Source organism: Paenibacillus sp. FSL R5-0701, from assembly GCF_037973995.1.
Taxonomy (GTDB): Bacteria; Bacillota; Bacilli; order Paenibacillales; family Paenibacillaceae; genus Paenibacillus.
The window spans coordinates 3,514,782-3,537,626 of record NZ_CP150230.1 but is presented as its reverse complement, the minus strand read 5'-3'; the positions used below and the strand labels follow the sequence as shown (position 1 = coordinate 3,537,626).

The 22,845-nt window shown below is 44.8% G+C and carries 20 protein-coding genes and 1 pseudogene; 10 read left to right on the top strand and 11 right to left on the bottom strand.

All coding sequences use genetic code 11. The features are described from left to right. Positions 1-156: 156 nt before the first annotated feature. Together MKZ13_RS15645 and MKZ13_RS15640 are read left to right on the top strand one after the other, a co-directional pair. Positions 157-1,854: a histidine kinase gene (locus tag MKZ13_RS15645; RefSeq protein WP_339185240.1), complete on the top strand. Its 1,698-nt coding sequence runs from the start codon at positions 157-159 to the stop codon at positions 1,852-1,854. After that, positions 1,854-3,203, top strand: coding sequence for a response regulator (locus tag MKZ13_RS15640; protein WP_339185238.1), 1,350 nt, complete (start codon positions 1,854-1,856; stop codon positions 3,201-3,203). The genes MKZ13_RS15645 and MKZ13_RS15640 overlap by 1 nt, the downstream gene beginning before the upstream one ends. On the opposite strand, the gene MKZ13_RS15635 is transcribed toward MKZ13_RS15640, so the two are convergent. The 4 genes and pseudogenes from MKZ13_RS15635 to MKZ13_RS15620 form a co-directional block, all read right to left on the bottom strand. Further along, on the bottom strand, positions 3,197-4,063 hold the full coding sequence (locus tag MKZ13_RS15635; protein WP_339185236.1) for an aldo/keto reductase: 867 nt from the start codon (positions 4,061-4,063) through the stop codon (positions 3,197-3,199). The genes MKZ13_RS15640 and MKZ13_RS15635 overlap by 7 nt on opposite strands. A 29-nt stretch (positions 4,064-4,092) precedes the next feature. Continuing rightward, entirely contained in the window at positions 4,093-4,443 is a 351-nt protein-coding gene (locus MKZ13_RS15630; protein WP_339185234.1) for a metalloregulator ArsR/SmtB family transcription factor, read from the bottom strand. 211 nt (positions 4,444-4,654) lie between these two features. After that, positions 4,655-5,485 (bottom strand): annotated as a pseudogene (locus MKZ13_RS15625) (SDR family oxidoreductase). Between the two features lie 45 nt (positions 5,486-5,530). Continuing rightward, positions 5,531-6,283, bottom strand: a complete 753-nt coding sequence (locus MKZ13_RS15620; RefSeq protein ID WP_339185232.1) for an SDR family NAD(P)-dependent oxidoreductase — start codon at positions 6,281-6,283, stop codon at positions 5,531-5,533. Between the two features lie 118 nt (positions 6,284-6,401). Here MKZ13_RS15620 and MKZ13_RS15615 point away from each other — a divergent pair, with 118 nt between their 5' ends. Continuing rightward, the gene (locus MKZ13_RS15615; protein WP_339185231.1) at positions 6,402-6,845 is read left to right on the top strand and encodes a MarR family transcriptional regulator; all 444 of its coding nucleotides are present in this window, start codon (positions 6,402-6,404) and stop codon (positions 6,843-6,845) included. 296 nt (positions 6,846-7,141) lie between these two features. Here the strand turns inward: MKZ13_RS15615 and MKZ13_RS15610 are convergent, their stop codons facing one another. The 4 genes from MKZ13_RS15610 to MKZ13_RS15595 all read right to left on the bottom strand — a co-directional run bounded on the left by MKZ13_RS15610 (position 7,142) and on the right by MKZ13_RS15595 (position 10,872). Next, positions 7,142-7,420 carry a hypothetical protein gene (locus MKZ13_RS15610; protein ID WP_339185229.1) on the bottom strand — a complete coding sequence of 93 codons (279 nt, stop codon included), beginning with the start codon at positions 7,418-7,420 and terminating at the stop codon, positions 7,142-7,144. Positions 7,421-7,603: 183 nt separating this feature from the next. Further along, a complete protein-coding gene (locus tag MKZ13_RS15605) occupies positions 7,604-8,842 on the bottom strand; it encodes a DUF418 domain-containing protein (RefSeq protein WP_339185225.1) in 1,239 nt (412 codons plus the stop codon). 169 nt (positions 8,843-9,011) lie between these two features. Next, positions 9,012-9,752, bottom strand: a complete 741-nt coding sequence (gene map / locus MKZ13_RS15600) for a type I methionyl aminopeptidase (RefSeq protein ID WP_221821173.1) — start codon at positions 9,750-9,752, stop codon at positions 9,012-9,014. 157 nt (positions 9,753-9,909) lie between these two features. After that, complete coding sequence (locus MKZ13_RS15595; RefSeq protein ID WP_339185223.1) at positions 9,910-10,872, bottom strand: YafY family protein; 963 nt, start codon at positions 10,870-10,872, stop codon at positions 9,910-9,912. 129 nt (positions 10,873-11,001) lie between these two features. Here MKZ13_RS15595 and MKZ13_RS15590 point away from each other — a divergent pair, with 129 nt between their 5' ends. Further along, positions 11,002-12,126 (top strand): GerAB/ArcD/ProY family transporter, encoded by a 1,125-nt coding sequence (locus tag MKZ13_RS15590; RefSeq protein ID WP_221821171.1) that lies wholly within the window; start codon positions 11,002-11,004, stop codon positions 12,124-12,126. Positions 12,127-12,231: 105 nt separating this feature from the next. Here MKZ13_RS15590 and MKZ13_RS15585 read toward each other — a convergent pair whose 3' ends face one another. After that, complete coding sequence (locus MKZ13_RS15585; protein ID WP_339185220.1) at positions 12,232-13,131, bottom strand: sugar-binding transcriptional regulator; 900 nt, start codon at positions 13,129-13,131, stop codon at positions 12,232-12,234. Between the two features lie 257 nt (positions 13,132-13,388). Here MKZ13_RS15585 and MKZ13_RS15580 point away from each other — a divergent pair, with 257 nt between their 5' ends. Genes MKZ13_RS15580 through MKZ13_RS15555 form a run of 6 tightly spaced genes read left to right on the top strand, consistent with a single transcriptional unit; the run spans position 13,389 to position 19,693 of the window. Beyond that, positions 13,389-14,123 (top strand): MBL fold metallo-hydrolase, encoded by a 735-nt coding sequence (locus tag MKZ13_RS15580; protein ID WP_339185218.1) that lies wholly within the window; start codon positions 13,389-13,391, stop codon positions 14,121-14,123. A gap of 27 nt (positions 14,124-14,150) precedes the next feature. Beyond that, positions 14,151-15,017 (top strand): Cof-type HAD-IIB family hydrolase, encoded by an 867-nt coding sequence (locus MKZ13_RS15575; protein WP_339185216.1) that lies wholly within the window; start codon positions 14,151-14,153, stop codon positions 15,015-15,017. Positions 15,018-15,050: 33 nt separating this feature from the next. Continuing rightward, the gene (locus MKZ13_RS15570; RefSeq protein ID WP_339185214.1) at positions 15,051-16,091 is read left to right on the top strand and encodes an ABC transporter substrate-binding protein; all 1,041 of its coding nucleotides are present in this window, start codon (positions 15,051-15,053) and stop codon (positions 16,089-16,091) included. Positions 16,092-16,108: 17 nt separating this feature from the next. Continuing rightward, entirely contained in the window at positions 16,109-17,863 is a 1,755-nt protein-coding gene (locus tag MKZ13_RS15565; protein WP_339185212.1) for an iron ABC transporter permease, read from the top strand. Continuing rightward, positions 17,860-18,909 carry an ABC transporter ATP-binding protein gene (locus MKZ13_RS15560; RefSeq protein ID WP_339185210.1) on the top strand — a complete coding sequence of 350 codons (1,050 nt, stop codon included), beginning with the start codon at positions 17,860-17,862 and terminating at the stop codon, positions 18,907-18,909. Before MKZ13_RS15565 ends, MKZ13_RS15560 begins: the two co-directional genes overlap by 4 nt. A 4-nt stretch (positions 18,910-18,913) precedes the next feature. Continuing rightward, complete coding sequence (locus MKZ13_RS15555) at positions 18,914-19,693, top strand: Cof-type HAD-IIB family hydrolase (RefSeq protein ID WP_339185208.1); 780 nt, start codon at positions 18,914-18,916, stop codon at positions 19,691-19,693. A gap of 207 nt (positions 19,694-19,900) precedes the next feature. Here the strand turns inward: MKZ13_RS15555 and MKZ13_RS15550 are convergent, their stop codons facing one another. After that, positions 19,901-21,169 (bottom strand): cytosine deaminase, encoded by a 1,269-nt coding sequence (locus MKZ13_RS15550; RefSeq protein ID WP_339185206.1) that lies wholly within the window; start codon positions 21,167-21,169, stop codon positions 19,901-19,903. Then, entirely contained in the window at positions 21,138-22,415 is a 1,278-nt protein-coding gene (gene codB, locus MKZ13_RS15545; RefSeq protein WP_336757880.1) for a cytosine permease, read from the bottom strand. Before codB ends, MKZ13_RS15550 begins: the two co-directional genes overlap by 32 nt. Positions 22,416-22,845 lie beyond the last annotated feature (430 nt).

Here is a 22,845-nt window from a genome sequence, read left to right as displayed (position 1 = left end):
TCATCACCTCATCCTGAATCAATTTTAAAACGCTTTCATTTATAGCAGATGCTGCCCTTCCGCTTTTCGAAGGTTTGGCTTATATTAAAGTTAATCCGATAGGAATTTATACTTCTACGCCTTGCGATATGAAAGGAAACTCATATGATCCGAAAAATGTATATGAAGCGATTCTTCTATTTTTTTGTTTTTTTTCTGCTGCTGACGTTGAGTTTGTTTTTCGTGATGAACCGATTGAGCTCCAAGACACTTGAGGAGAATCTGATCGGTGCTTCCAAAAACCAGCTTGATTATGTGAAAGGCATTCTTGACGGGATTATATACGAGGCTAATATGTACGGGGTTCAGTATGCGGCAGACAGTGATGTCCGGTTTTATCAGAGGCATGTTATCGAGCTGAGCAATTACGATTCCCAAATGAAGAAAAACGATATCGTTGATCGCTTGCGGCAAACGCTCCTATCCAGTCGATCGATTGAATCGATCGGCATTTACTGGAAGTCTGAAGAAACATTTCTGTCCACCAACAGTACGCCTGAGGCGAGACTTCCGTTCAAGGATGTTCATCAACGGGGATGGCAAATCGTCGGCAATAGCTTGTATTACTTCGCCCTCTATCCTTACATCCAAAAATCTGGGGAAAATGAACCGACTCAGTACGTCGTTGGTGTAAAGCTGAATACCGATTATTTGAAAAATCTGCTGAAAAAGGCTGTGAACAACGATAGCTCAAATGCTTTTTTTTGGTTTAATTCCCATCAGTTATGGAGTGAGAAAGAAGTCGATAACGATCTGTTGAAAGCGGTTACTGAAATACTTTCTCCACAGCCGGAGATCACTTTGAAATATGATTATCACACCAATTCAGACGACTATTATGTTCTTTCCCGATATATTGAATCAATCGACGCCTACCTGATTACATATACACAGACAAATGATTTTCTGCAACCGATTGACCGCAACCGTAAAGTTTTTTTTGCCAGCATTTTAGCCGTTTTCACGCTTGGTCTGGTTGTGATCTTTACGTTTTACCGGAACTATTACCGTAATATTCGTTTGTTGGAGCGGAAGTTTTCACAGGTTGAACAAGGCAATCACAATACACGTATAACCGAAAATACGGATAGAGAGTTTTACAGCCTGTTCAGAAGTTTTAATCATATGGTTACTGAGATCCAGGATCTGTTCGTATCCTTGAAGACTGAAACGGAACTAAGACGAAGTGCGGAACTTCAACAACTGCAAGCTCAGATCAATCCTCATTTTTTGTACAACAGTTTGTTTTTCATTATGTCGGTGGCTCAATTTTCACCTGATTCTGTCATGCGCATGAGCAAACATCTGGCTGAATATTATCGTTATTTAACCAAGTTGGACCGGCATGAAGTCACGCTGGAAAGCGAGCTTCAGTTTGCGGAACATTTCCTGATTATTATGGCTCTTAGCAAAAAAATGGAGTACAGCATTGATCTGCCGTCGGAATTGTCCTCCCTTCCCCTAATGCCGCTGATCATCCAGCCAGTGGTTGAAAATGCGATTCAACATGGCATTGAAGGACAACAAGGTGCCCATCGGGTGACGATTGATGTAAAACAGATAGAGACTGCGATAACGATCAAGGTCTCCGATGACGGCAAAGGTCTTTCACTGGATGATATCCGCAGCCTGGAAGCTCGGCTTGAGAGTGATACCCCGCCTGAAGGAATTAAAGGCGTAGGGCTCTGGAATGTAAATCAACGTCTGAAAAATACGTACGGCGAACGTAGCGGGTTACATTTTACTACTAATGATTGGGGCGGCTTGTCCGTCCTGTTGCTCATCAGCATTCCCGAGGTGAAAGGAGATAACTAATGCGATTATTAATTGTGGATGACGGACATTATGTCGTTGAATATATGAAGCATTTACTCGATTGGAACACCTTTGGCATTGATCAGATCGAGACGATGACCAATTCGATTGAAGCTCGAGACATGTTGACTCAAAATCATATCGATATTCTAATCACTGACATCCGAATGCCTGAGGTGTCGGGTATTGATCTGCTTCAACATGTCCACCAACATAGCTTGCCTACCAAAGTGATCATCCTTTCCGGCTACTCTGAGTTCGAATACGCGCAACAAGGAATTCGTTTAGGTGCGCTCGACTATTTACTCAAACCTGTAGACAAAGATGATGTGGAGAAAGCCATGTCCAAAGCCATCAACCATATTACAAAGATACGGCCCTCTCAATCTGTCGCATGGGAGAACTTCAATGGCTTGGGGTATCTGCTTTCACTTCTTGGTCATAACGAGACATTAAGGAAGGAATATGATTCGTATACTGAATTTTTAGGGGAACGCCGTTTTTGCTGCTTCAAGCTGGAGGGTTTCACACAGGAACATGAGGATGTTATAAAACACGCTGTCGGAGACAAATTGGATCGTCTCGTGTGGGCTGCCGGAACGTGGCTGTTCGGTCTGGTTCCGGAAGAAGCTGCTGCAGAACTGACCATCAAACTGGAGCAATCGATCGCGTCTCCTCCCTTTTCATTGACTGATCGAAACGTGACCCGACAGATGTTCTACAGGTTCTTTCTTAATGAGGACGTACACTTAGAAGACTTCAATGGCATATTCAACCATTCTCCGTCATGCGGTGATTGGGAGTCGGCCGGAAATATCATTAAAAAATATGATCAAATCCATCTCCATAAGCAAAAAATAATCTTTCTCATGGAGACCATTCTATATGTATATCTGACGGACAAGGATCGCGATCCCTCTGAAACCGTGGAGTGGATATTCAACCAGTTACGACATCCTGATGAACTAGCTTCAACTCTCATGGATCGGGTCAGTCAAATCAGAAACAACAAACAGATGTCCATTCAAACCATCGTTGACAAAGTACAAACGTATATCGAAGAGCATCTGTCACATGGCCTTAGCCTGGATGAACTGGGGAAAGTTGCACATCTCCATCCCGTCTACTTTTCCAAACTGTTTAAACAGGAGACAGGAGAAAATGTGTCAAACTACATTTCCAGGAAGAGGTTGGAGAAGGCTTCTCAATTGCTTCAAGATTCGGAACTCCGTGTAGCCGATATAGCGCAGATGGTTGGTTACCGAAAAAATCAATATTTTATCCAGTTGTTCAAAGTGGAATACGGAGTTACGCCCTACCAGTACCGGAGAAATATGATCCATCAATGAGAGCGAATAAATAACTTCATCAAATTGATATAAATCGGGTTGACCATGTAGCCATTCGGATTTACTGAATATCTCTTACCCGTATCCAATCGTCGTATTTGTTCCATTTCCTTCTCATTCAACTCAAAGTCGAATATTTCGTTATTCTCTTTTATCCTTTGAGGATTCGATGATTTGGGGATGACAATAATTCCGCGTTGCAGATGCCAGCGCAAAATGACTTGCGCAACCGACTTCTGATGGCAAAGGGCAATTGCCGCCAGCTCCGGATGCTCCAGCAGCGCTTTGTTTCCCTGCCCCAACGGTCCCCAAGCTTCATGCAGAATCCGATGCCGAACCATATAATCATGCAATTCATGTTGCGGAAATTCCGGATGGGTCTCGATCTGATTTACCATCGGCGAAATCCGGGAATGTTTCTTCAGATGCTCCAGATGCCGGATCTCGAAATTGGCTACACCTATAACTTTGATTTTACCTGCGTCGTATAAATCTTCCATCGCCTTCCAGGCATTCACGTATTGAGGACCGGCAAAATGAATCAAATACATATCGAGATATGTTAGGTTCAGCTGCTGGCAAGTCCGCTCGAACGCCTTTTTCGTCGCACGGTACCCCAGGTCTGTCGTCCATACCTTGGAGGTAATGAAGAACTCCTCCCTGGGAATGCCGCTGTTTTGGATGAGCCGACCTAGCGCCGCTTCATTACCGTAAATTTTGGCCGTATCGAAATGGCGATAACCCATTCGAATAGCCTCCTCGACTGTCCTCTCGAAGGTCCCCCCGTCTTTGATCTTATATAGGCCGAACCCTAGTTGAGGAATGACCACTCCGTTTGCCGCTGCGACTGTCTGATTCATTCGCAACTCCCCCTCCCCGTGTTTTCTATTTATTGTTCCGATGCTTGTTGTTCGCATTGCGCTAGCAACTTTTCTATTTGGTTCACCAGGTTTTTCAACAATTTCAACTTGCTACCGGAGTCAAGGCTGTAATAGTTGAGAGTTCCTTCTTTACGAACACTTATTATCTGTGATTCTTTCAAGATTTTCAGATGATGTGATACGGTCGGTCGGGAAAGGTGAGTCTTCATCCTGATCTCTCCTACGCGCATGCCGGGTTTTTGCGGCCCTTGAATCAAGGCTATGAGGATGGCTTGCCGAGTCTCGTCTCCGATCGCATTCAACACCTTCTGATTGTTCTTAAATTCAATAGCGATCGTGGTCGCAAGTTCCTGATCCAAGTAAATTATCCCCTTCCATTTAGAACGTGTAATACTTTTGTAGATACAGCCTATCACAATCTCGGATTCGGCTGTACATCGGGAAAGAAATTCAAGAACCTATTTTTCCCATGTCTTAAGAATACATTAGCAAAAGAAGCAGCCACCCCTGACGAATGGAGTGGCTTCTATTAATGGTTGTTATTTTTTTTAAAAGGCGTGAAAATTCCAATCAGTTGTTGAAGTAATGAGACTGTTTAAGGTCGGGAATCAGTGCAGGTTGCACTGGCCGCCATCCCATAAGTTCCTGAGTTGCAACGCTTGATCTCGGGATATCGAGCGCTGCGAGTGTGCTGAGAAAGCCAAAATGGGCATCTGCCTCTTCGCGTGAAATGCTGACTACCGGCACATTCAGCTGCTCACCAATCGCACTCGCGATGTCGCAAAATGGCACTCCTTCATCTGCGACCCCATCTAGTCGTGAACCAGCGGGTGCCTTTTCTAACGCCAGGCAATATAGATGCGCGGCGTCAAGGCGATGTACAGCCGGCCAACGGTTGTTCCCCTCTCCCACATAGGCCGAGAAGCCCTTAGTCTTGGCAATATTGATCAGGCTCGGCACAAATCCTGTGTCACCCTCACCGTGTACCGATGGACAAAGCTCTACAATCGATGTACGCACTCCACGCCCTGCCAGCGCTAACACCATGTTCTCCGTTGCCACTCCATTTACATGCGTGGTGATTACGAAAGGTTTACCAGTTCCTTCAAGTGCCGCCCCCATCGCTTCTACGGCATGCAGATCTGTTGTGAGTGCTCCAGCGAAGTTCTAGAAGTCGTGATGGAATGCCAGATGAATGACGCCATCCGCAGCAGCTGCACCACTACGGAGGCTGTCAAGATCGTTGATGTCACCGCGGTGTACTTCGGCCCCGGACTCTTCTAGTTTCGCAGCACTACTGTCTGAACGCACGAGACCGATGACCTGATGCCCCCTTTGAATAAGTTCGCGGGTGACAGCGGAACCGATGTAGCCTGTTGCTCCTGTTACGAAAACGCGCATCATGAAATCCTCCTTAAGTTGCTCACCCTCATTGTATAACTATGATCACCAAGCAATGGGTCCATCCTCATCTGAGAATGTTCCTGTTGGACCATCCGCTCCAATCATCGCCAGCCGGACCGCTTCACGAGCCCCTTGTTCAACACTACGAGTACCAGCAAAATTATTAAGCGCAGTCGATGTGAAGCCTGGACATGCCGCATTGACCTTGATGTTTGTTGATTCAAGCGCAAATGCAAAGGCAAGTGTCACCGCATGAACAGCCGATTTTGATGCCGAATAGGCACCAAACATCGCACGATGCGAGTTTTCCGGAATAGAGTTCCAGCTAAGGGAGCCACCGGTACTGCCTATGTTGACGATACGTGCTGCCGGGGCCTCCTGCAAAAGTGGCAACATCGCCTGCGTGACAGCAATAACACCAAAAACATTAGTCTCATAAACTGTACGAATATCTTCAAGCGAAGCAACGGTCAAAAGACCACTCGCTGCGCCACCGTTCGGAAATGGTTCACCCGATCTGCTTGCGTGCGAGATCCCCGCATTGTTCACGAGTACATCGAGACGACCAAATTCGTTCCCAATACGTTTTGCAGCAGCAGCGATAGAATTTTCATCTGTAACGTCGAGCTGGAGAGCGTGTGAATTCGAACCGATGCTTTTTGAGGCAGTTTCTCCATTCTCTAGGCTGCGAGATCCAACGAGCACGGTGAATCCGTGTTCCGTGAGATCCTTCGCAATTTGAAAGCCGATACCTTTATTAGCCCCAGTGACCAGAGCGACAGGTTTATCTTGCATAGTTATAATCTCCTTTTTTTTGTGATTGGTGGGTTCATATGAATTTAGGTTGACGCGTCAACCTTGGATCAAATTTAGCACATTGAAGTTGACACGTCAACCATGTTATTATGCTCCTATGGATAAAAATGAACTTAACGAAGAAGAAATGCGAATATGGCATATGTGGAAAGGTTCCTTTCAGACCATCTTCGGTCGCATCGTCAAAGATATGGCCGATCACTCAGGATTGTCAGAGGGTGATTTTGGAGTATTGGACCGATTAGTCCTTTTTGGGGATGGTAGCCTTCGCCAACAGGAATTAGCCGACTCTATGGACTGGGATAAAAGTCGGTTATCTCATCATCTGAAGCGTATGGAAAAACGTGGTCTCGTGATTAAGAAACCATTAGACAACGATCGTGGAGTACAAGTCAGTATCACTTCTTCTGGAAAATCAATGTTAGATGATGCCCGTCCCTTCCTCTCCAAGGCAATACGCAAACATTTTTTTGAACAATTAACCGAACAAGATATCGAGTTGATTACTAAACTGGCGGAAAGGACAAACTCAAGCTCTTAGCGTCTTATCTAGCCGCCCTCTCGACCACGTTTGTTAAAGGCGAGCTTCTAACAAACGTGGTTTCGGTTTACCGAAATGAAAAGTAACTTGCGGACAGTACGCGCTCTCCCACACTCAAAACAAAAAAAGCCGCTACTTTAGCGACTTTGAATGATGCTTTATCAACATCAAGAATTGTACGTTGTAATGGGTCAGAAAATCTTCCCCTACTTGAATACTCTTACCCACATTGCAATTGAACGGGGTCTCCTCTTAGTCTGCACGAAATTTTACTCCAATTCGTAACTACTGTCCTATTACTGTCCTTTTCCTTTTCGTTTAAAAAACATCTTGCCAACCATAAGCCCCATAGCCGATGAACAGATCAGATATCCAAAGAACAAGAATAGTAAATAAACACCATGAAGATCTGCGGGAATCTGTTTCAAACCTTCAAACCAAGCAAAACGAAAAGGATAAAAGATGACTACCCAAATGATCAGCAAGAAAAGAAGAAAATTAATTATTTTTAGCACAATAATGATCCTTTCAAGCCTGAGTGGAAACAGTTGAATGTATATGCTTTCATCTTTCATTTCGCATTACCTTCCACTGTCTGCACTATAATAGTTAGCTTATGTATTAGGGTTAATAGTTGAATCTATAAATAATTACTAATTATAACAGGAAACATTAGGAAGATGATCGTTACGGCATAAAGAAGCCCTTTCTTTTGGTGGAACGAGCTTCTTTTTGCGTTTCACGATAACACTTTATGCTTACTGAACACCAGGAGCGTTTTCATTCGTAGTTAAGTTCGATCTTTTCTTCTTTCTTGGCTGCCCTTTCCAGGACAGATATGTCCAAATCCGTAGCAGGTACTCGACAGGCCCATTGCTAAATTTCTTAAGATATAGCGGACTGAGCCACAATTGAATGCCATAGACTGCAAGTGCAATAATCGCTCCGATAAACACGCCAACACTTCCAAACAGTCCCAGGCCATATCCATAGAAAATTGTCGTACAGATTACGCTCTGCATCAGGTAATTCGTCAACGAGAGACGGCCGACCGCCTCGAACCTGTCCATCAGGCTGGAACGGCGGTATCCAGCATACAACAGCGCAAATACGTATATGTATCCCAGCGCAAGCAACGATCCTCCAAGCGTCCCCCCGATTCCGATTCCAAGCCAACCTTCCGCACCCAATTGTGGCGCCAATACACCGTATGCTTTGAGTATCAAACCTACCGGAATCAATAACGATGCCCGGCGAAGATACATAGTCCGCATCGTTTGGGGATCGCTAAATGTGCCGATTCTGGCAGCGTGCATACCGAGCAGGAACATTGGTACTGTCATGAGTGGAGCTAGCAGCAGGATCAATAGGGCGAATGACACCTCCATATCCCCGCCGAATGGGTCGCCGTTATTACTGAAATTCCTTATCTCCGTGTAGCTGCCACTACCGTATACATCCTGACTTTGAATGATGTAGTTCTCCATATGAATGGACTCAATCGCCAGTGGGTTCATCGGATTAGATGCCGGGAGACCAAGTATCCCCGCTCCTATGAGTAGCAGTACCGCCCAAATGAGCAGCGTTATAGGCTTCCGATTAAGGAACATGAGCAGGAAGAAACCGAGTACGCCATAAAAAGCCAGGATATCCCCTTCCCACAGATAGATGATGTGTAATAATCCGATTCCAAACAGTAGTAGAAAACGGCGTGCCAGATGACACTTTGGTCGTAAATCTCGTGATTTTAGACTTTCCGAGAGCTTAACCATTCCAAAGCCAAACATAAATGCAAAAATCGGCATAAAACTGCCCACCACAGTGATCAGCAGGAACGAGAGGAAAGCCTGATCTGCTCCGCCGATCCCGAACAGTTGGGGTTTGCTCTGGCCATAGATTCCATATTGGAAAGCCAGCATATTTGCCAGCACAATGCCGGCCAGACTGAATCCGCGCAGTCCATCAATGACTTGAACGCGCTTTTTTGATGTGTTCAATCAATCACCTCTGTCTATAACATAAAGATCAGATCTAAATATACGTTAAATCCTTCCATAATTTCAACATAAATTAATAAGTGAACGTTTATATTTTGATTTGCTTTGACGTACCAATAAAACAAAAACAAAAAAAGTCGCTAATTTAGCGACTTTCAGTTTGAACACCTTAAAGAGTGACAATAATCGGACCATTTTTAGTAAGTATAATGGTATGTTCTATTTGAGCTACATAGCTGTTTTTAGTAACAAAGGTCCAGCCATCTCCAGTTTGAACTACTTCTTCTTCTGAAGTTGAGATAAATGGCTCGAAAGCAATAACCATGCCTTCTTTTAACAATTCATCATCCGATGGATCATTATAATTATAGATGTGGTCAGGTGCTTCGTGTATTCCACGTCCAACACCATGTCCTGTAAGGTTTTTAATAACCGTTAATTCATGCTGTCTGGCAGTTTGGAATACGGCTTTCCCGATTCCGCTTTTTTTGGAGCCTGGTTTTGCCTTTTTAAGACCTGCTTCAAATGCCAGTTTAACAACGTCGCATATTTTCGTTAACACTTCTTCACCTTTGCCTACGACAAACGAGATTCCCGTATCTGCAAAATAACTGTTCTTGGAGCCAGACACATCAATATTGACGATGTCCCCTTCTTGAATAACCCGATCTCCCGGAATACCATGTGCCACTTCTTCATTAACACTAATACAAGTAAATCCCGGGAAATTATATTCACTTTTTGGAGCAGAAACTGCGCCAGCTTTCTCAAAAAGCTCTCCTGCCAAATCATCAAGTTCTTTAGTGGTTATCCCTGGGATGGTTCTTTGAACCAATTCATCTCTAATAGAAGCTACAATTTTGCCAATTTCCTTCAAGCCATTAAAATCTTCTTCTGTTTTTGCGATCATTTTTTCTTACCTCACTATCTTTTATCATTAATTGATTACATAAGTATTTTTTTAATCGAACATTAGATAATCATATCCAAAGCAGCAAAGCTTCGCAACTTTTTTATCAAGTTCACAGATCAAAATCCGATAAGTTCAAATACTGTCAGTGAAGTTGTTAAAGTTGATAGTATTCCATTAACTCGGATACAACAGCAACAAGTCTGTCCTTCACACGCTGTGGTTCGATGACTTGAATGGATTTCCCATAGGATAGGAGAAAATAGGGGACGTATGTATCAATTGATTTTTCATCAAATAAAAAGATGGCATGATTAGAAGTCCGCTCTTTCAGATAATGTCCCATAAACCAATGCAGCCCCAAGTCATCCAATGCCTCTGATCGGCCTTCGATAACCAAGGAAATTACCCCCTCTTTGCCCACTACATCAGGTAATAAATTTTGCATAAATAATTCACGAGCAGAAAAAGATTCCGAACGCTTAAAGCGGAGCGGAGTAGGGTTGATTCGCAGAATCCGATCTGCCCGAAAGCTGCGGAACTCATTTCTCAAGTGGCAAAACGCAATGGTATACCATTTATTATTCCAGTAAACCATTCCATAAGGGTCTATTACTCTATTCTTGGGTTGTTCATCACGGCTTCTGCGATAATCAATTTCGACAGAGCAATCATTAGCCACGGCTTGCTCCAATTCCGCCAAGATCGGCTGAACGGATGGATCTCCCATGCGATTGATAACGTTAAACCCTGCTAAATGACGACGAAGTGTGTTTTCCTGATCCTGATTTGAATACATTCTCAATTTGGATGTTGCATTGTCCAATGCCTCACTCAAAGGGTATCCAGCTTCTTTTGCAAACACAGCAGCTTGGAGAAGTGCCTTTTTTTCTTCAATATCAAATAACAGAGGTGCTTTGATATGCTGATTCAGCAAGCTATACCCGCCGTTGTGACCTGTATCGGAAATAATCGGTACTCCACTGGTGCATAATGCATCAATATATCGATATACGGTTCTTATATTGATTTCTAACTTTTCGGACATCTGTTTTGCAGTTACCTTGCTGCCTGAATTCAGCATCCATAGAATGGCTAACATATTATCGTTCTTTGGCATAACCTACATCCTCATCTTCAATTCATTATTGGATATCACTACATTATATCAGTACAGCATTTTTACATAAAACAACTGCGTTGGGCGATACTACCTAGAAATATATTCTCCGGTTTGGAGCGAAGTCCAATGAAGCAATCCACAACTAATATTAATACCTCCGAGGTCATTATTGTAGTTATCAATTCAATACTCGGAGCTGGAATTCTAACACTCCCTCGCACAATTAGTAAAGCAGTAGGAACACCAGATGTATGGATTGCTGTTATTTTATCAGGATTAATTGTAACCACAATCAGCATTCTCCTTGTAACCTTGTGTCGTAGATTCCCCGGTAAAACGGTGTTCGAATTTATACCCGAAATCACAGGTCAATGGATTGCTTATCTATTGGGACTTTTAATTATCGTGTATTTTGTTGTTCTTTGTTCATTCGAAGTCAGAGTCATGGCCGAAATTACAAGTATGTACATCCTTGAGCGCACGCCTAGTTGGGTTACCATCATGGTTAGTTTATGGATTGGTATCTATATGTTAACAGGTGGTCTAAAAATCATCATCCGAGTTTTTTCCATTGTGTTGCCCGTTACGCTTGTGTTGCTAGCACTGGTTTTCCTTTTAAGCAGCAAGATGTTTGAACTTAATAACCTCAGACCACTCCTGGGCGATGGATTCATGCCTGTGTTGAAGGGTCTTAAACCTTCGTGTCTCTCCTATTCTGGATATGAAGTTTTACTCATCATCACAGCTTACATGGTGGACGTGAAAGCGAGCAATAAAGCTGCTATATACAGCATACTTATTTGCACGATTATCTATTTGATCACGATTGTCACCGTTGTAGGGAATTTATCTTTGCCAGGAATTCAAACACGGATGTGGCCAACGTTCGATATGGTTCGAAGTTTTGAAATTGAGGGGTTTCTTTTTGAGCGTTATGAATCACTGTTTATTGTATTTTGGCTGATGCAGATCTTTGCAACGTATGCTTTTAAACACTATTTTGCGGCAATCGGGATCCGAGATTTGTTTCGTCTCAAAAATATTACGAGCATACAATTCGCGATGTTGCCAGTCTTATATGTAATTGCTTACTTGCCCAAAAACCTGGAGGAAACATTAGCTTTAGGTGATTTTCTTGGCAATATCTCCATTTTTTTATTTGGCTTGTTACCACTGCTACTGCTGATCATTAGTTTTGTTCGTAAAAAAGGTGGGAAGCAGGCTTCTAGTGAAGCCATAAAGGTAGGCTAAATAGTGAGTTCTTCTTATAGTTGCTCAGGAGAACCTTTTGGTTCTCCTGGCTCAAAGTGCATAAAATGAGTTTCAATAGCGAAACGAAAGGATGTTTCTCGAACATCAAATTTTCGTAATATGACTTGCTGTGGCTTCATCCGTAATGAGCATATTAATATATCCACCCCGCAAAGCAGCCAGTATGCAGTCTATTTTGTGCAAACCAAAGGCCATGCCTACCACCGTTTTAGTCTTCTTTAACTGCTCCAGTCCAAGGCCAATGACTCTATGATTAATGGGATGCTCGGTGATTGTACCTTCACGAGTAATAAACACAGAATTAATATCCGCTACCGTGTGAAGTGCCTTTAATTCAGTTAACACTTGCTCATTAAGATAACCCGATCGTTCCATCGTTGACATGGAATACGGATTTCCGATCCCCACCAGCGCTAGATTGATATTCTCCCCCTCTTTAAGAACGGCCGAAATATTAGGCATGCCAACAATCTGCTCCCTTAACTCTTCTGTTTCCACAACGGCCGGAGCATATAACGTATCACAGGTTACGCCCATTTTTTTGGATAACTCATAGGCGATCTGATTAGAGTGCATTTCATTGCGCGAATTCCCTGTTCCACCCACCAGTGGAATAATTTTGACATTCTCTTTTTTCTCCAAAGGGAACTCTCGCACCATATGATAGAGCGTATTGCCCCATGAGACACCTACACGGTCACCGTTTTTAATCAATTTTTGGACAAATTGAGCGGCAGCCTTGCCTACAGCACTCGACAACAACTCTTTATTCAGATCCTTGGTTGGGACGACCAACACCTGTTTGAGGTTAAATATGTCTTCCAGTTTTTTCTCCAATTTGGACGTTTCGTAATCATCATCATGAATGACAATCTCAATAATGCCCTCTTCCTTCGCACGTTGCAGCATCTTGGAGATGACTGGCCTGGATACACCTAACTTCTCCGCAATCTTCTCCTGTGTCCAGGATTCATAATAATACATCTTACAGACTCTTATCATATTTTTGCGTTCGTCTATATTCACATATAAGTCCGCCTTTGACGTTTAAATTTCCCTTCTAACACATTTCCCACTATAAAATGGGATTCGCGGCGGAGTCAAGCCAGGATAACTTTGCCAAAAGCAGTTTTACAAAAGATTGACTTTCGGTTGACACGAGAGAAACAAACCCTTTTTACAATTGTAACTGTACGGAACATTTGTAAAGAATGTAGATCAAGACAGACAGAGGTGCAAAGATGAATGTGAAGATATTAGGTTACTGGGGTGGTTATCCCGCCTCTGGCGGAGCAACCGCGGGATACCTTGTAACCACAGATGAAGGGCAGATTTTGTTGGACTGTGGCAGCGGCGTTATGAGTAAACTCCCCAGTGAGACATGCGTGGAAGATCTATCAGGTGTTATTTTGTCTCACTTGCACCATGATCATATCGCCGATCTGGGAGTCCTTCAATATGCTGCAGCGGGTGCGATCCGCAATGGTCGCATGTTGAATAAACTGAAGCTGTATGCACCGGATAATCCAGTGGATATTCTGAATGGTCTATATGGTGAACATACCGAGGTCATCTCGATTGATCCTTCATCCAAAATTCAGCTTGCTGGCGCAGAAATCGAATTTGTACAGGTGCAGCATACCATTACATGTTATGCCGTTAAGATCACATATCAAGGGAAGGTGCTGGTGTATTCCGGTGATACCTCGTACTGTGATTCTCTTATCGAACTTGCTCGTGATGCAGACATCTTTCTATGTGAGGCTACCATCTGTGAAGGCAGCGTACACACAACTGGCCAAGGACATATGAATGCACTTCAGGCAGGCATGATTGCTGGTCAGGCTAACGTCAAGCAGCTCGTCCTTGTCCATCTTCCCGGAGATGGCGATCTGGAGTTCATGCGGGATGAAGCAAGTCGCTCTTTCCAAGGGCCTGTGGATATACCCGAACCACTTCGTATGTATGTTGTGTAAGTTAATCGATTCGGGAGGAATATGTTCATGTACAGATTGTTAGCCCTTGATCTGGACGGTACAATGCTCAATCCAGATAAAATAATAACACCTATGACACGAAGTTCCATTCAACAATTAATCTCAGCGGAAGTGAATGTCACGATTGCATCTGGGCGATTTCCCGCTTCCGTATGGTCACACGCTAGGGAAGTCTCCATGAATTTTCCACTGGTTGCACTAAACGGTGCCGTGACGGTAGATCCCTTGACAGGACAACTGCTTGATGGCGTTGCGTTGAAAATAGAAGATATGTTGTTCATGTTGGATGTCATCCAGCAAGAAGGAGCCTACATCCATTTCTATGGATACAATGTCCTCTATGTTCAAGAGATTAATGATATCAATAGGAACTGGGCCATCAACAATAGGGTCAACAGACCGGAATTGGATTCTTTCGAAGAACGTGATGAACTTGATGCTATAGAGGCTGATCTTATTCGCTTCGTTGAAGTCGGAAAGGATTTCAGAACCTTTGTAAACCAGATGCCAGGCATGCTGTTCAAAGCAGCCGTGATCTGTACAGACCACGACTCACGCGAAAACCTATTTCGTACCCTTGAAGAATCAGGGTTATTCCAATGTACACGAACAGGAAGTTTGCGGTTTGATGTTAATTCAGCCGGAGTCAGTAAACGAGGCGCACTGGAACGTTTATGTCATGCACATCAGATCGAACGCGAGCAGGTAGCTGCAGCCGGAGACTATGATAATGATCTGGACATGCTGCAATGGGCAGGATTAGGAATCGCCATGGGAAATGCAGAGCTTCATGTGAAGGAAATCGCTAATGTTGTCACTGCCAGCAACGCTGAAGATGGCGTTGCACAGGCAATCCATACGTTCTTACTCTAATCTATCAGCTAGACACCAAAGGAGAGATTATCTGTGATTCCATTCAAAAAGTCGTTATTACTGCCCCTTTTGGCAGGCATGATTGTATTCAGCGGTTGTTCTGCACAGGGACAAGCCACGACAGATCAAGATAGTTCAGGCGCAGCTTCGAGCACAGTCTCAGGTAAGCTTTCATTCTATACATCCCAACCAGAAGAAGATGCAGGCAAACTGGTAAAGGCGTTTAACGATAAATATCCTGATGTTCAAGTCAGCATCTTCCGTTCCGGAACCGAAGAAGTCACTGCCAAGCTTCAGGCAGAGCGTCAAGCGGGTAAAACACAGGCGGATGTACTCCTGCTGGCCGATGCAGTTACCTTTGAAAATCTGAAAAAAGATGACCTTCTACAATCGTACAAGTCCCCAGAGCTAAGTGAAATCCCGACAGATCTGGTTGATCCGGACGGTATGTACGCCGGTACGAAGGTTATGGCAACGGTACTCGCTACCAACACCCAAAAAGTCACTACTCAACCGACATCTTGGCAAGTGCTGACCCTGCCGGAAAGTAAGGACGCAAGTATTATGCCGAGTCCCTTATATTCTGGTGCAGCAGCATACAACATCGGTGTGTTTAGTCGAACAGATGGGTTTGGATGGGATTTTCTACAGGAAACCAAGATGAATGGCATGGCCGTGATTAAAGGAAATGGTGCCGTGATGAAAGCTGTTGCCAGCGGTGAAAAATCATATGGCGTCGTTGTGGATTACCTCGTAGCGCGCGAAAAAGCGAAAGGTTCTCCAGTTGAACTGATCTATCCAGAAGAAGGTGTTCCCATCATTACAGAACCGATCGGGATTATGAAAGAAGCTGCCAACGTACCGGCTTCTCAAGCCTTTGTAGATTTCATTCTCTCTGAAGAGGGCCAGAAGTTGTCTGCCGAGATCGGTTACTCCCCTATTCGTGAAGGGATTGCCCCACCTGAAGGATTGAAAAGTGTATCAGAAATGAAGATTTTGCCTGGCGATGCGGCCAAACTTGCAGCGGATCGTGAAACAGATAAACAGCAATTCATTAATGTGTTTGGCGAGTAAGGATTGGAGCTGTCTGAATGGAGAAATTGAAGAGAAACATGATCATTCTTAGGGGACAAGATAACGAGCGCAAGTCCGGTTTCTCCCTCCCCAGCCTGTTTCGTTGGAATCGATTGATCGCCCTGTTGGGTGCTATAGCTGTTCTATTATTCTTTGTATACCCCATCCTGAAGCTGGTTCTTCTCAGCTTTCAGGGTGAGCAAGGGTTAACGTTATCACATTATAACGAATTGCTTCAGCAGGAGCGCTTCTGGTCCACATTACGCAATACTGTATATATCGTCATCGGTTCAACTGTGTTCTCACTCGTGATTGGAACTGCATTGGCCTGGGTCGTCGCCTATACGGATATACGACACAAATCAGCCCTTCATATGGGAATCATGCTTTGTTTTATTCTTCCCTCTTATGTTCTCACGTTGTCCTGGTCTTCATTTACCGGGTCACAGAGCTGGCTCGCACATCTGCTGCAATGGATTCATCCCGATCTGGCTCCTTGGAGCATGTACAGTATGGGCGGCATCGTGTTTGTGATGGGTATTCATCATTTTCCATTGGTGTATATGTTCACTTTGGATGTACTCCGCAAAATCCCGCGTGATCTGGAGTGGGCGGCCAGAGCTGGTGGTGCCAGCAGGATCGAGGTCTTCCGTCGTATTACACTGCCTCTTGCTCTTCCGGGTCTCACGGCGGGCGGATTGCTGGTTTTCCTGGCTTCGCTGGACAATTTCGGAATACCTGCCTTCCTGGGCACACCTGTGAATATTTCCGTTCTCAGTACACTTATATATGAAGAGATTATTGGATTCGGCCCTTCGGCATTTGCCCGTGGTGCATCGTTATCTGTACTACTCGGTGCTGCTGCGGTAATCGGCAGTCTGTTGCAGTGGATTCTTTTACGTAAAAGTCATGCTTCGGATACGATGCAACCCGATCTTACCCCAAGGTATAATTTGGGTCGCATGCGCAAGCCGCTGACCTTCTCCATATGGGCAGGTCTCGCACTGATTACAATTATTCCGTTGTCTTCAATGATCTCGATGTCTTTAAAAAGAGCGTATGGTCTCGGGCTGACTCGTGCCAATATGACCCTGGACAATTATAGATATATTCTCTTCGAGAATGAGCGTGTATGGCAGGCGATCCAGAACAGCCTTGTCCTCTCTCTAGTCACGATGCTGGCTTGTCTGATTATTGGTTCAGGATTTGCTTATATACGAGTTCGGAAGCCTAATCAATTCAATAAAATGGCCGAACTGGCCACTGCTGTTCCCTATACACTACCCGGCATTGTGTTCGCACTGTCCATGATTCTGGTATGGATGGAGCCGGTTCCCGGCTGGAACCCTGGCATCTATGGCACCATGACCATTTTGTTTATTGCCTACATCTGCCGATTCCTTATTCTTCAGATCCGTTCAAGTGTCACTTCATTCATGCAGTTGGATGCATCCATGGAAGAAGCCGCGCGGATATCCGGAGCCGGTTTCTGGCGTAAATGGACTGCTGTTCTGCTGCCCTTACTGCTACCTGGTATTCTGACCGGAGGTATGTTGGTCTTCCTGACTGCCCTGACCGAGCTTACTGTATCGGCATTGTTATATTCATCAGGTTCACAGACCATTGGTGTTACCATATTTAGTTTTGAACAGGCAGGAGATACCCTCTATTCAACTGCATTGTCCAGTCTGATTGTCGCACTTATTGCGGCAGGCGGCGTAATTTTGCTCATCGCTCAACGCTGGGCAACTCGTAAGGGAGTGAAGTCATGAGTATCCAGATTCAACAGGTTAGCAAATCTTTCGGAAGTTACCAGGCTCTTCATTCCATTGATTTAACGATTAAGGATGGCGAATTCGTGGCGATTCTTGGACCGTCAGGCTGTGGAAAAACCACATTGCTGCGCATCCTTGCCGGATTTGAGCAGCCTAGTAGTGGTAATGTACTCATGGACGGCAAGGTAGTTGCAGGTTCAGGGACATTGCTACCTCCGGAGAAACGCAGAATTGGCATGGTGTTCCAGTCCTTCGCACTTTGGCCGCATATGAATGTTTCCGAACATGTGCGATTTCCCATCCGAACACATAAATCAACACCTCCTCATATTAAAAATAACGAGCAGGACCGCATTCAGGAAGTCCTGAATATGTCTGGGCTGTCCCATCTGGCTGAACGTATGCCGCATGAGCTATCCGGAGGGCAAAAACAACGCGTCGCTATTGCACGCGCCATCGCTCCCCAGCCCTCATTACTGCTGATGGATGAACCCCTCAGCAGTCTGGATGCCATGCTTCGCATGGATATGCGGCGTGAGATTCAACAAGTACATCGGAATACGAAATCAGCCGTAGTTTATGTTACGCATGATCAGGGCGAAGCCCTTGCCATGGCTGACCGAATTATAGTGATGAAGGATGGTCGGATTGAACAGGCAGGAACGCCGCAGGAGATTTATTTGCGGCCAGAGACCGAATTCGTGGCGAGATTTGTATCGAAGTCGAATTTGGTCAAGGGACACTGGGATGCAGATATGTTTATCCCTGAAGGCGGTACAAATATTGCTTGGCCTGGCAAGCATGTTGCGAACTATTTTAAATCCAACGGGTTGTATCCCGTTAGACCCGATGAGTTCCATTTACAACCTTCCAGTGAAGTCGGCATATTGGGCGAGATCGCCAATGTTCAGTTTCAAGGGAAAGAATTTCACTATGATATTCGTAGTGATACGAAACGTTGGGAAGTCATCTCCCCTCTTCCTTTCGCCCTGAATGAACAAGTAAGTTTGAGTCTTTCTTCCGTCGGCGGTGAAGGAGTGTGACGTTATGACTCAAAGCCCAAAACTGATTTTCTTTGACATTGATGGTACGCTGCTCGACCGCCATAATCGAATTCCCGCTTCCGCGAAACAAGCCGTTCTTGCGTTAAAGGAAGCCGGACATGTGGTCGCTTTAGCTTCAGGACGATCTCCTTTTATGTTGGAACAGGTTCGGCTTGAATTGGAGCTGGAGTCTTATGTTAGTTTCAATGGACAATATGTGATGCATCAAGGAGAACTCATTCACAGTAATCCCATCTGTTCGGAAGCTTTGGAGCAATTGTCTGCATTTGCTGAGTTGTCGGGACATCCTCTCGTTTATCTGGATCATTCACAGATGAGCTGCAGTCAGGAATATCATCCGCATGTAGACCTTTGTCTAACTTCGCTTGGTGTCACGTATCCTGGGTTTAGCAAAAGCTTTTGTACAAATAGACTCATCTATCAGACGATGTTATTCTGCTCACCAGAAGAGGAAACGGTATACCGTGAAAGGTTTCGTGATCTCCACTTTGTACGCTGGCATCCGTTGTCCATGGACGTTCTACCCGCCGGAGGCTCCAAAGCCGAAGGGGTTTCCCGACTCGCAGACCGCTTGGGATTCTCCCCTGAACAGGTGTATGCTTTTGGCGATAACTTCAATGATCTGGAGATGTTCCGTTATGCAGGCTGCAGCATTGCCATGGGCAACGCCCCTCATTCACTTCAACTACTGGCATCTCATGTTACAGCAAGTGCAGAGCAGGATGGGATCTGGCATGGTCTGAAATGGGCTGGATTGTTGTAAAAAAACAAGCAGCAGTACTCTACTCTCTGTGGCAAAAATATGAGTACACAAAGACCTCCTCTATAAACATAGGGAGGTTTTTTTATTTGTATGTTGACACCTTTCATGTTCCTTATAAAATACATCGTATAGGCCAGGCGGTATAAAAGTGAAAAAGCAAAAAAAGCCGCTTAAATAGCGACTTTTAATGGGATTAGTTCTTCTTCATTATTTATTGAAAGTAACCTTCTCTGAACCACCCTCAAAGATGATGGACGTGTCCCGCGGCTTGGATTCCGCAATTTTACGACCGCCTCTGTAGGAATAAAGTACGCCGGCTTGTTTGCGAACAGCCTCATATTCATTCTCTGCTTCAAGTACGATGAAGTTAGCAGGTTTACCTTCTTTAATGCCGTATACATCCTCAATGTGTAACGTTCTTGCGCTGTTTTTCGTAATGAGGTCAATTGAATTCACGATCTGGTCGTAACCAAGCAACTGCGAAGCATGAATCCCCATGTGCAGTACTTGCAGCATGTTGCCTGTACCGAGCGGATACCAAGGATCGAAGATGTCATCGTGACCAAAGCACACATTCAGACCTGCTTCCTGCAACTCTTTGACACGCGTCAGCCCTCTTCTTTTCGGATATGTGTCGAATCGTCCTTGCAGGTGAATGTTGACCAATGGATTAGAGACAAAGTTCAAATCAGCCATCTTCAGCAAACGGAATAACTTGTACGTATAAGCGTCATTATAGGACCCCATCGCGGTTGTATGACTTGCCGTTGTGCGTGAACCCAGTCCACGTTCGTAAGCTTCCTTGGCAACAACTTCAACAAAACGGGATTGCTCGTCATCGATTTCATCACAATGGATATCGATCAGACGGTCGTATTTTTCAGCCAGATCAAACGCAACTTTCATTGAATCAACGCCGTATTCCCGTGTGAATTCGAAGTGTGGAATGCCGCCGACCACGTCAACGCCCATTTTCAGTGACTCTTCCAGTAATTCTGCCCCGTTTGGATAAGAGTGAATGCCTTCCTGTGGAAAAGCAACAAGCTGGATGTCCATATATGGAGCCATCTCTTCTTTCACTTCAAGCATTGCTTTAACAGCAATCAAGCTTGGATCGGTAACGTCCACATGTGTTCGTACATGCTGGATGCCCTGTGCCAATTGCCACTTGAGTGCCGTTTTGGAGCGTGTTTTCACATCCTCATGTGTCAAGAAAGCCTTGCGCTCTGACCAGCGCTGGATGCCTTCAAACAGCGTTCCGCTTAGATTCCATTCTGGCTCGCCTGCGGTTAGCGTTGTATCGAGATGAATATGTGGCTCAATGAAAGGTGGCAGCACAAGTGATCCGTTGACATCCAGGATTTCCTCGTTTTCGGTCACTTCCAACGATTGTGTGATTCGTTCGAACTTTCCGTCTTTCACAACGATATTCCATAGTCCTTCTTTACCCCGCAATTTTGCGTTCTGTATAATCATTTATTTTCCCCATTTCTTTAGTTTCTTTGGCAGGAACAATCAGCATCAAGACGATATAGGCCACTGCTGTACCAAGCAGTGCGTTCAATGGTGTTACGCCAGGAGCCAGTTGGGCGAATGCCACGCCGATGGCCCAAGCCACCATCGCTACCCAGTTTACATTTTTGAATGACATGTCGGCAAATGGCTTATAGTTTCTACGTTTCACAATGAAGTAATCTGCGATAATAATAGCCCCGATGGACGGTACCGCCGCGCCCAGAACGTTCAGGAAACTGACGAAGTTGTTGTACATCCACATGGCGAATACGGTACCCACGATGCCGTTAACGATGACGAAGAATTTCTTTGAGATTTTGGTGATGTTCGCAAAACCAAGACCCGAAGCGTACAGTGCATTATCATTCGTTGTCCAGATATTCAGGCCCAGAACAATAATTGCCGGGATCATTAACCCTTGCAGGAACATGACCTCTGAGATATCGGCCAGGTTATAGGCCATCGCACCAACTGCACCGAACAGAAACATGAGTGAGTTACCCAGGAAGAATGCAATCACTGTTGCGGTAACTGCCTGTTTCGATGTCCGGGAAAACCGCGCAAAATCAGGTGTCAGTGTTCCGCCGCTTATAAATGATCCGATACAGATCGTTAATGCTGCCGCCGTGGTAAGCGACTGAGTCGGCGTGTATTCAAGCAACCCTTGCAGACCACCCAGCGAACCTGCCCCTTCGAACATGGAGTAACCACCGAGAATGGCAATCGCAGGAACCGCGATATATCCGAGAATGACAAGTGACTTCATGCCGAAGATGGCTGATGCTGTCATGGCAAGTCCGAACACGATGATGAGCAGGTACACGTTCCAGTCCATGGCTTTGGCAACCGGGATTGCGAACATGGCCACACCAACACCGAACCATCCAACCTGAGTGAAGCCTAACAGGAACGAGGGCAGATACGACCCTTTCGCACCGAACGCATATTTAGCGAGCAAATGCGTGGACAGGCCCGTTTTGGCAGCGATATGTGCCAGTGCCCCTGTATAGATACCGAGCACCAAATTGCCTGCAAGTACGATGCCAATGAACTCCATGAACGTCAAGCTGACGCCCAATGTGCCTCCTGCCAGCATGCTTGCAGAGAAGAAAGTGAAACCGAGCATGACGGATAACGTCTTCCAAAATTGGTTTCTTTGCGCTTTCGGCACGGCTTGCCATGAAAATTCTTGATCTTGTTTGCTCATCAGAATACCCCCAACATAAAGTGTATCTGATACCAAAAAAAGCAGAAAAAAGAGGCTACTCGTCAAGTTATACACTGACAAGTAGCCCTTTTTGCATCATAACCCGCGCGAAGACACAGAGCATCCCATGACGGGATAAGCCCTGATTCTCGCGTGATTATGAAATCCGCTGCCCTTGCCAGCCTCTCTGGACTGAATTAAAGGTACCAGTATTCAATTACATCCTATTATTTTGGAAAAACCTGCAGTTGTCAATGTAATTATTATCCAAAGGTTATTAATTCCTTATACAGCAAGCTGTTTTTGATCACGCATACTCCGATGACAACACACCTGCGGATTGAAAATAAAGCAACGAACAAATAGATACACGCATTGACATTTGTACAAATAAATTCACTGCGTTTTTTTCATTGTAAGCCGCTGAAAA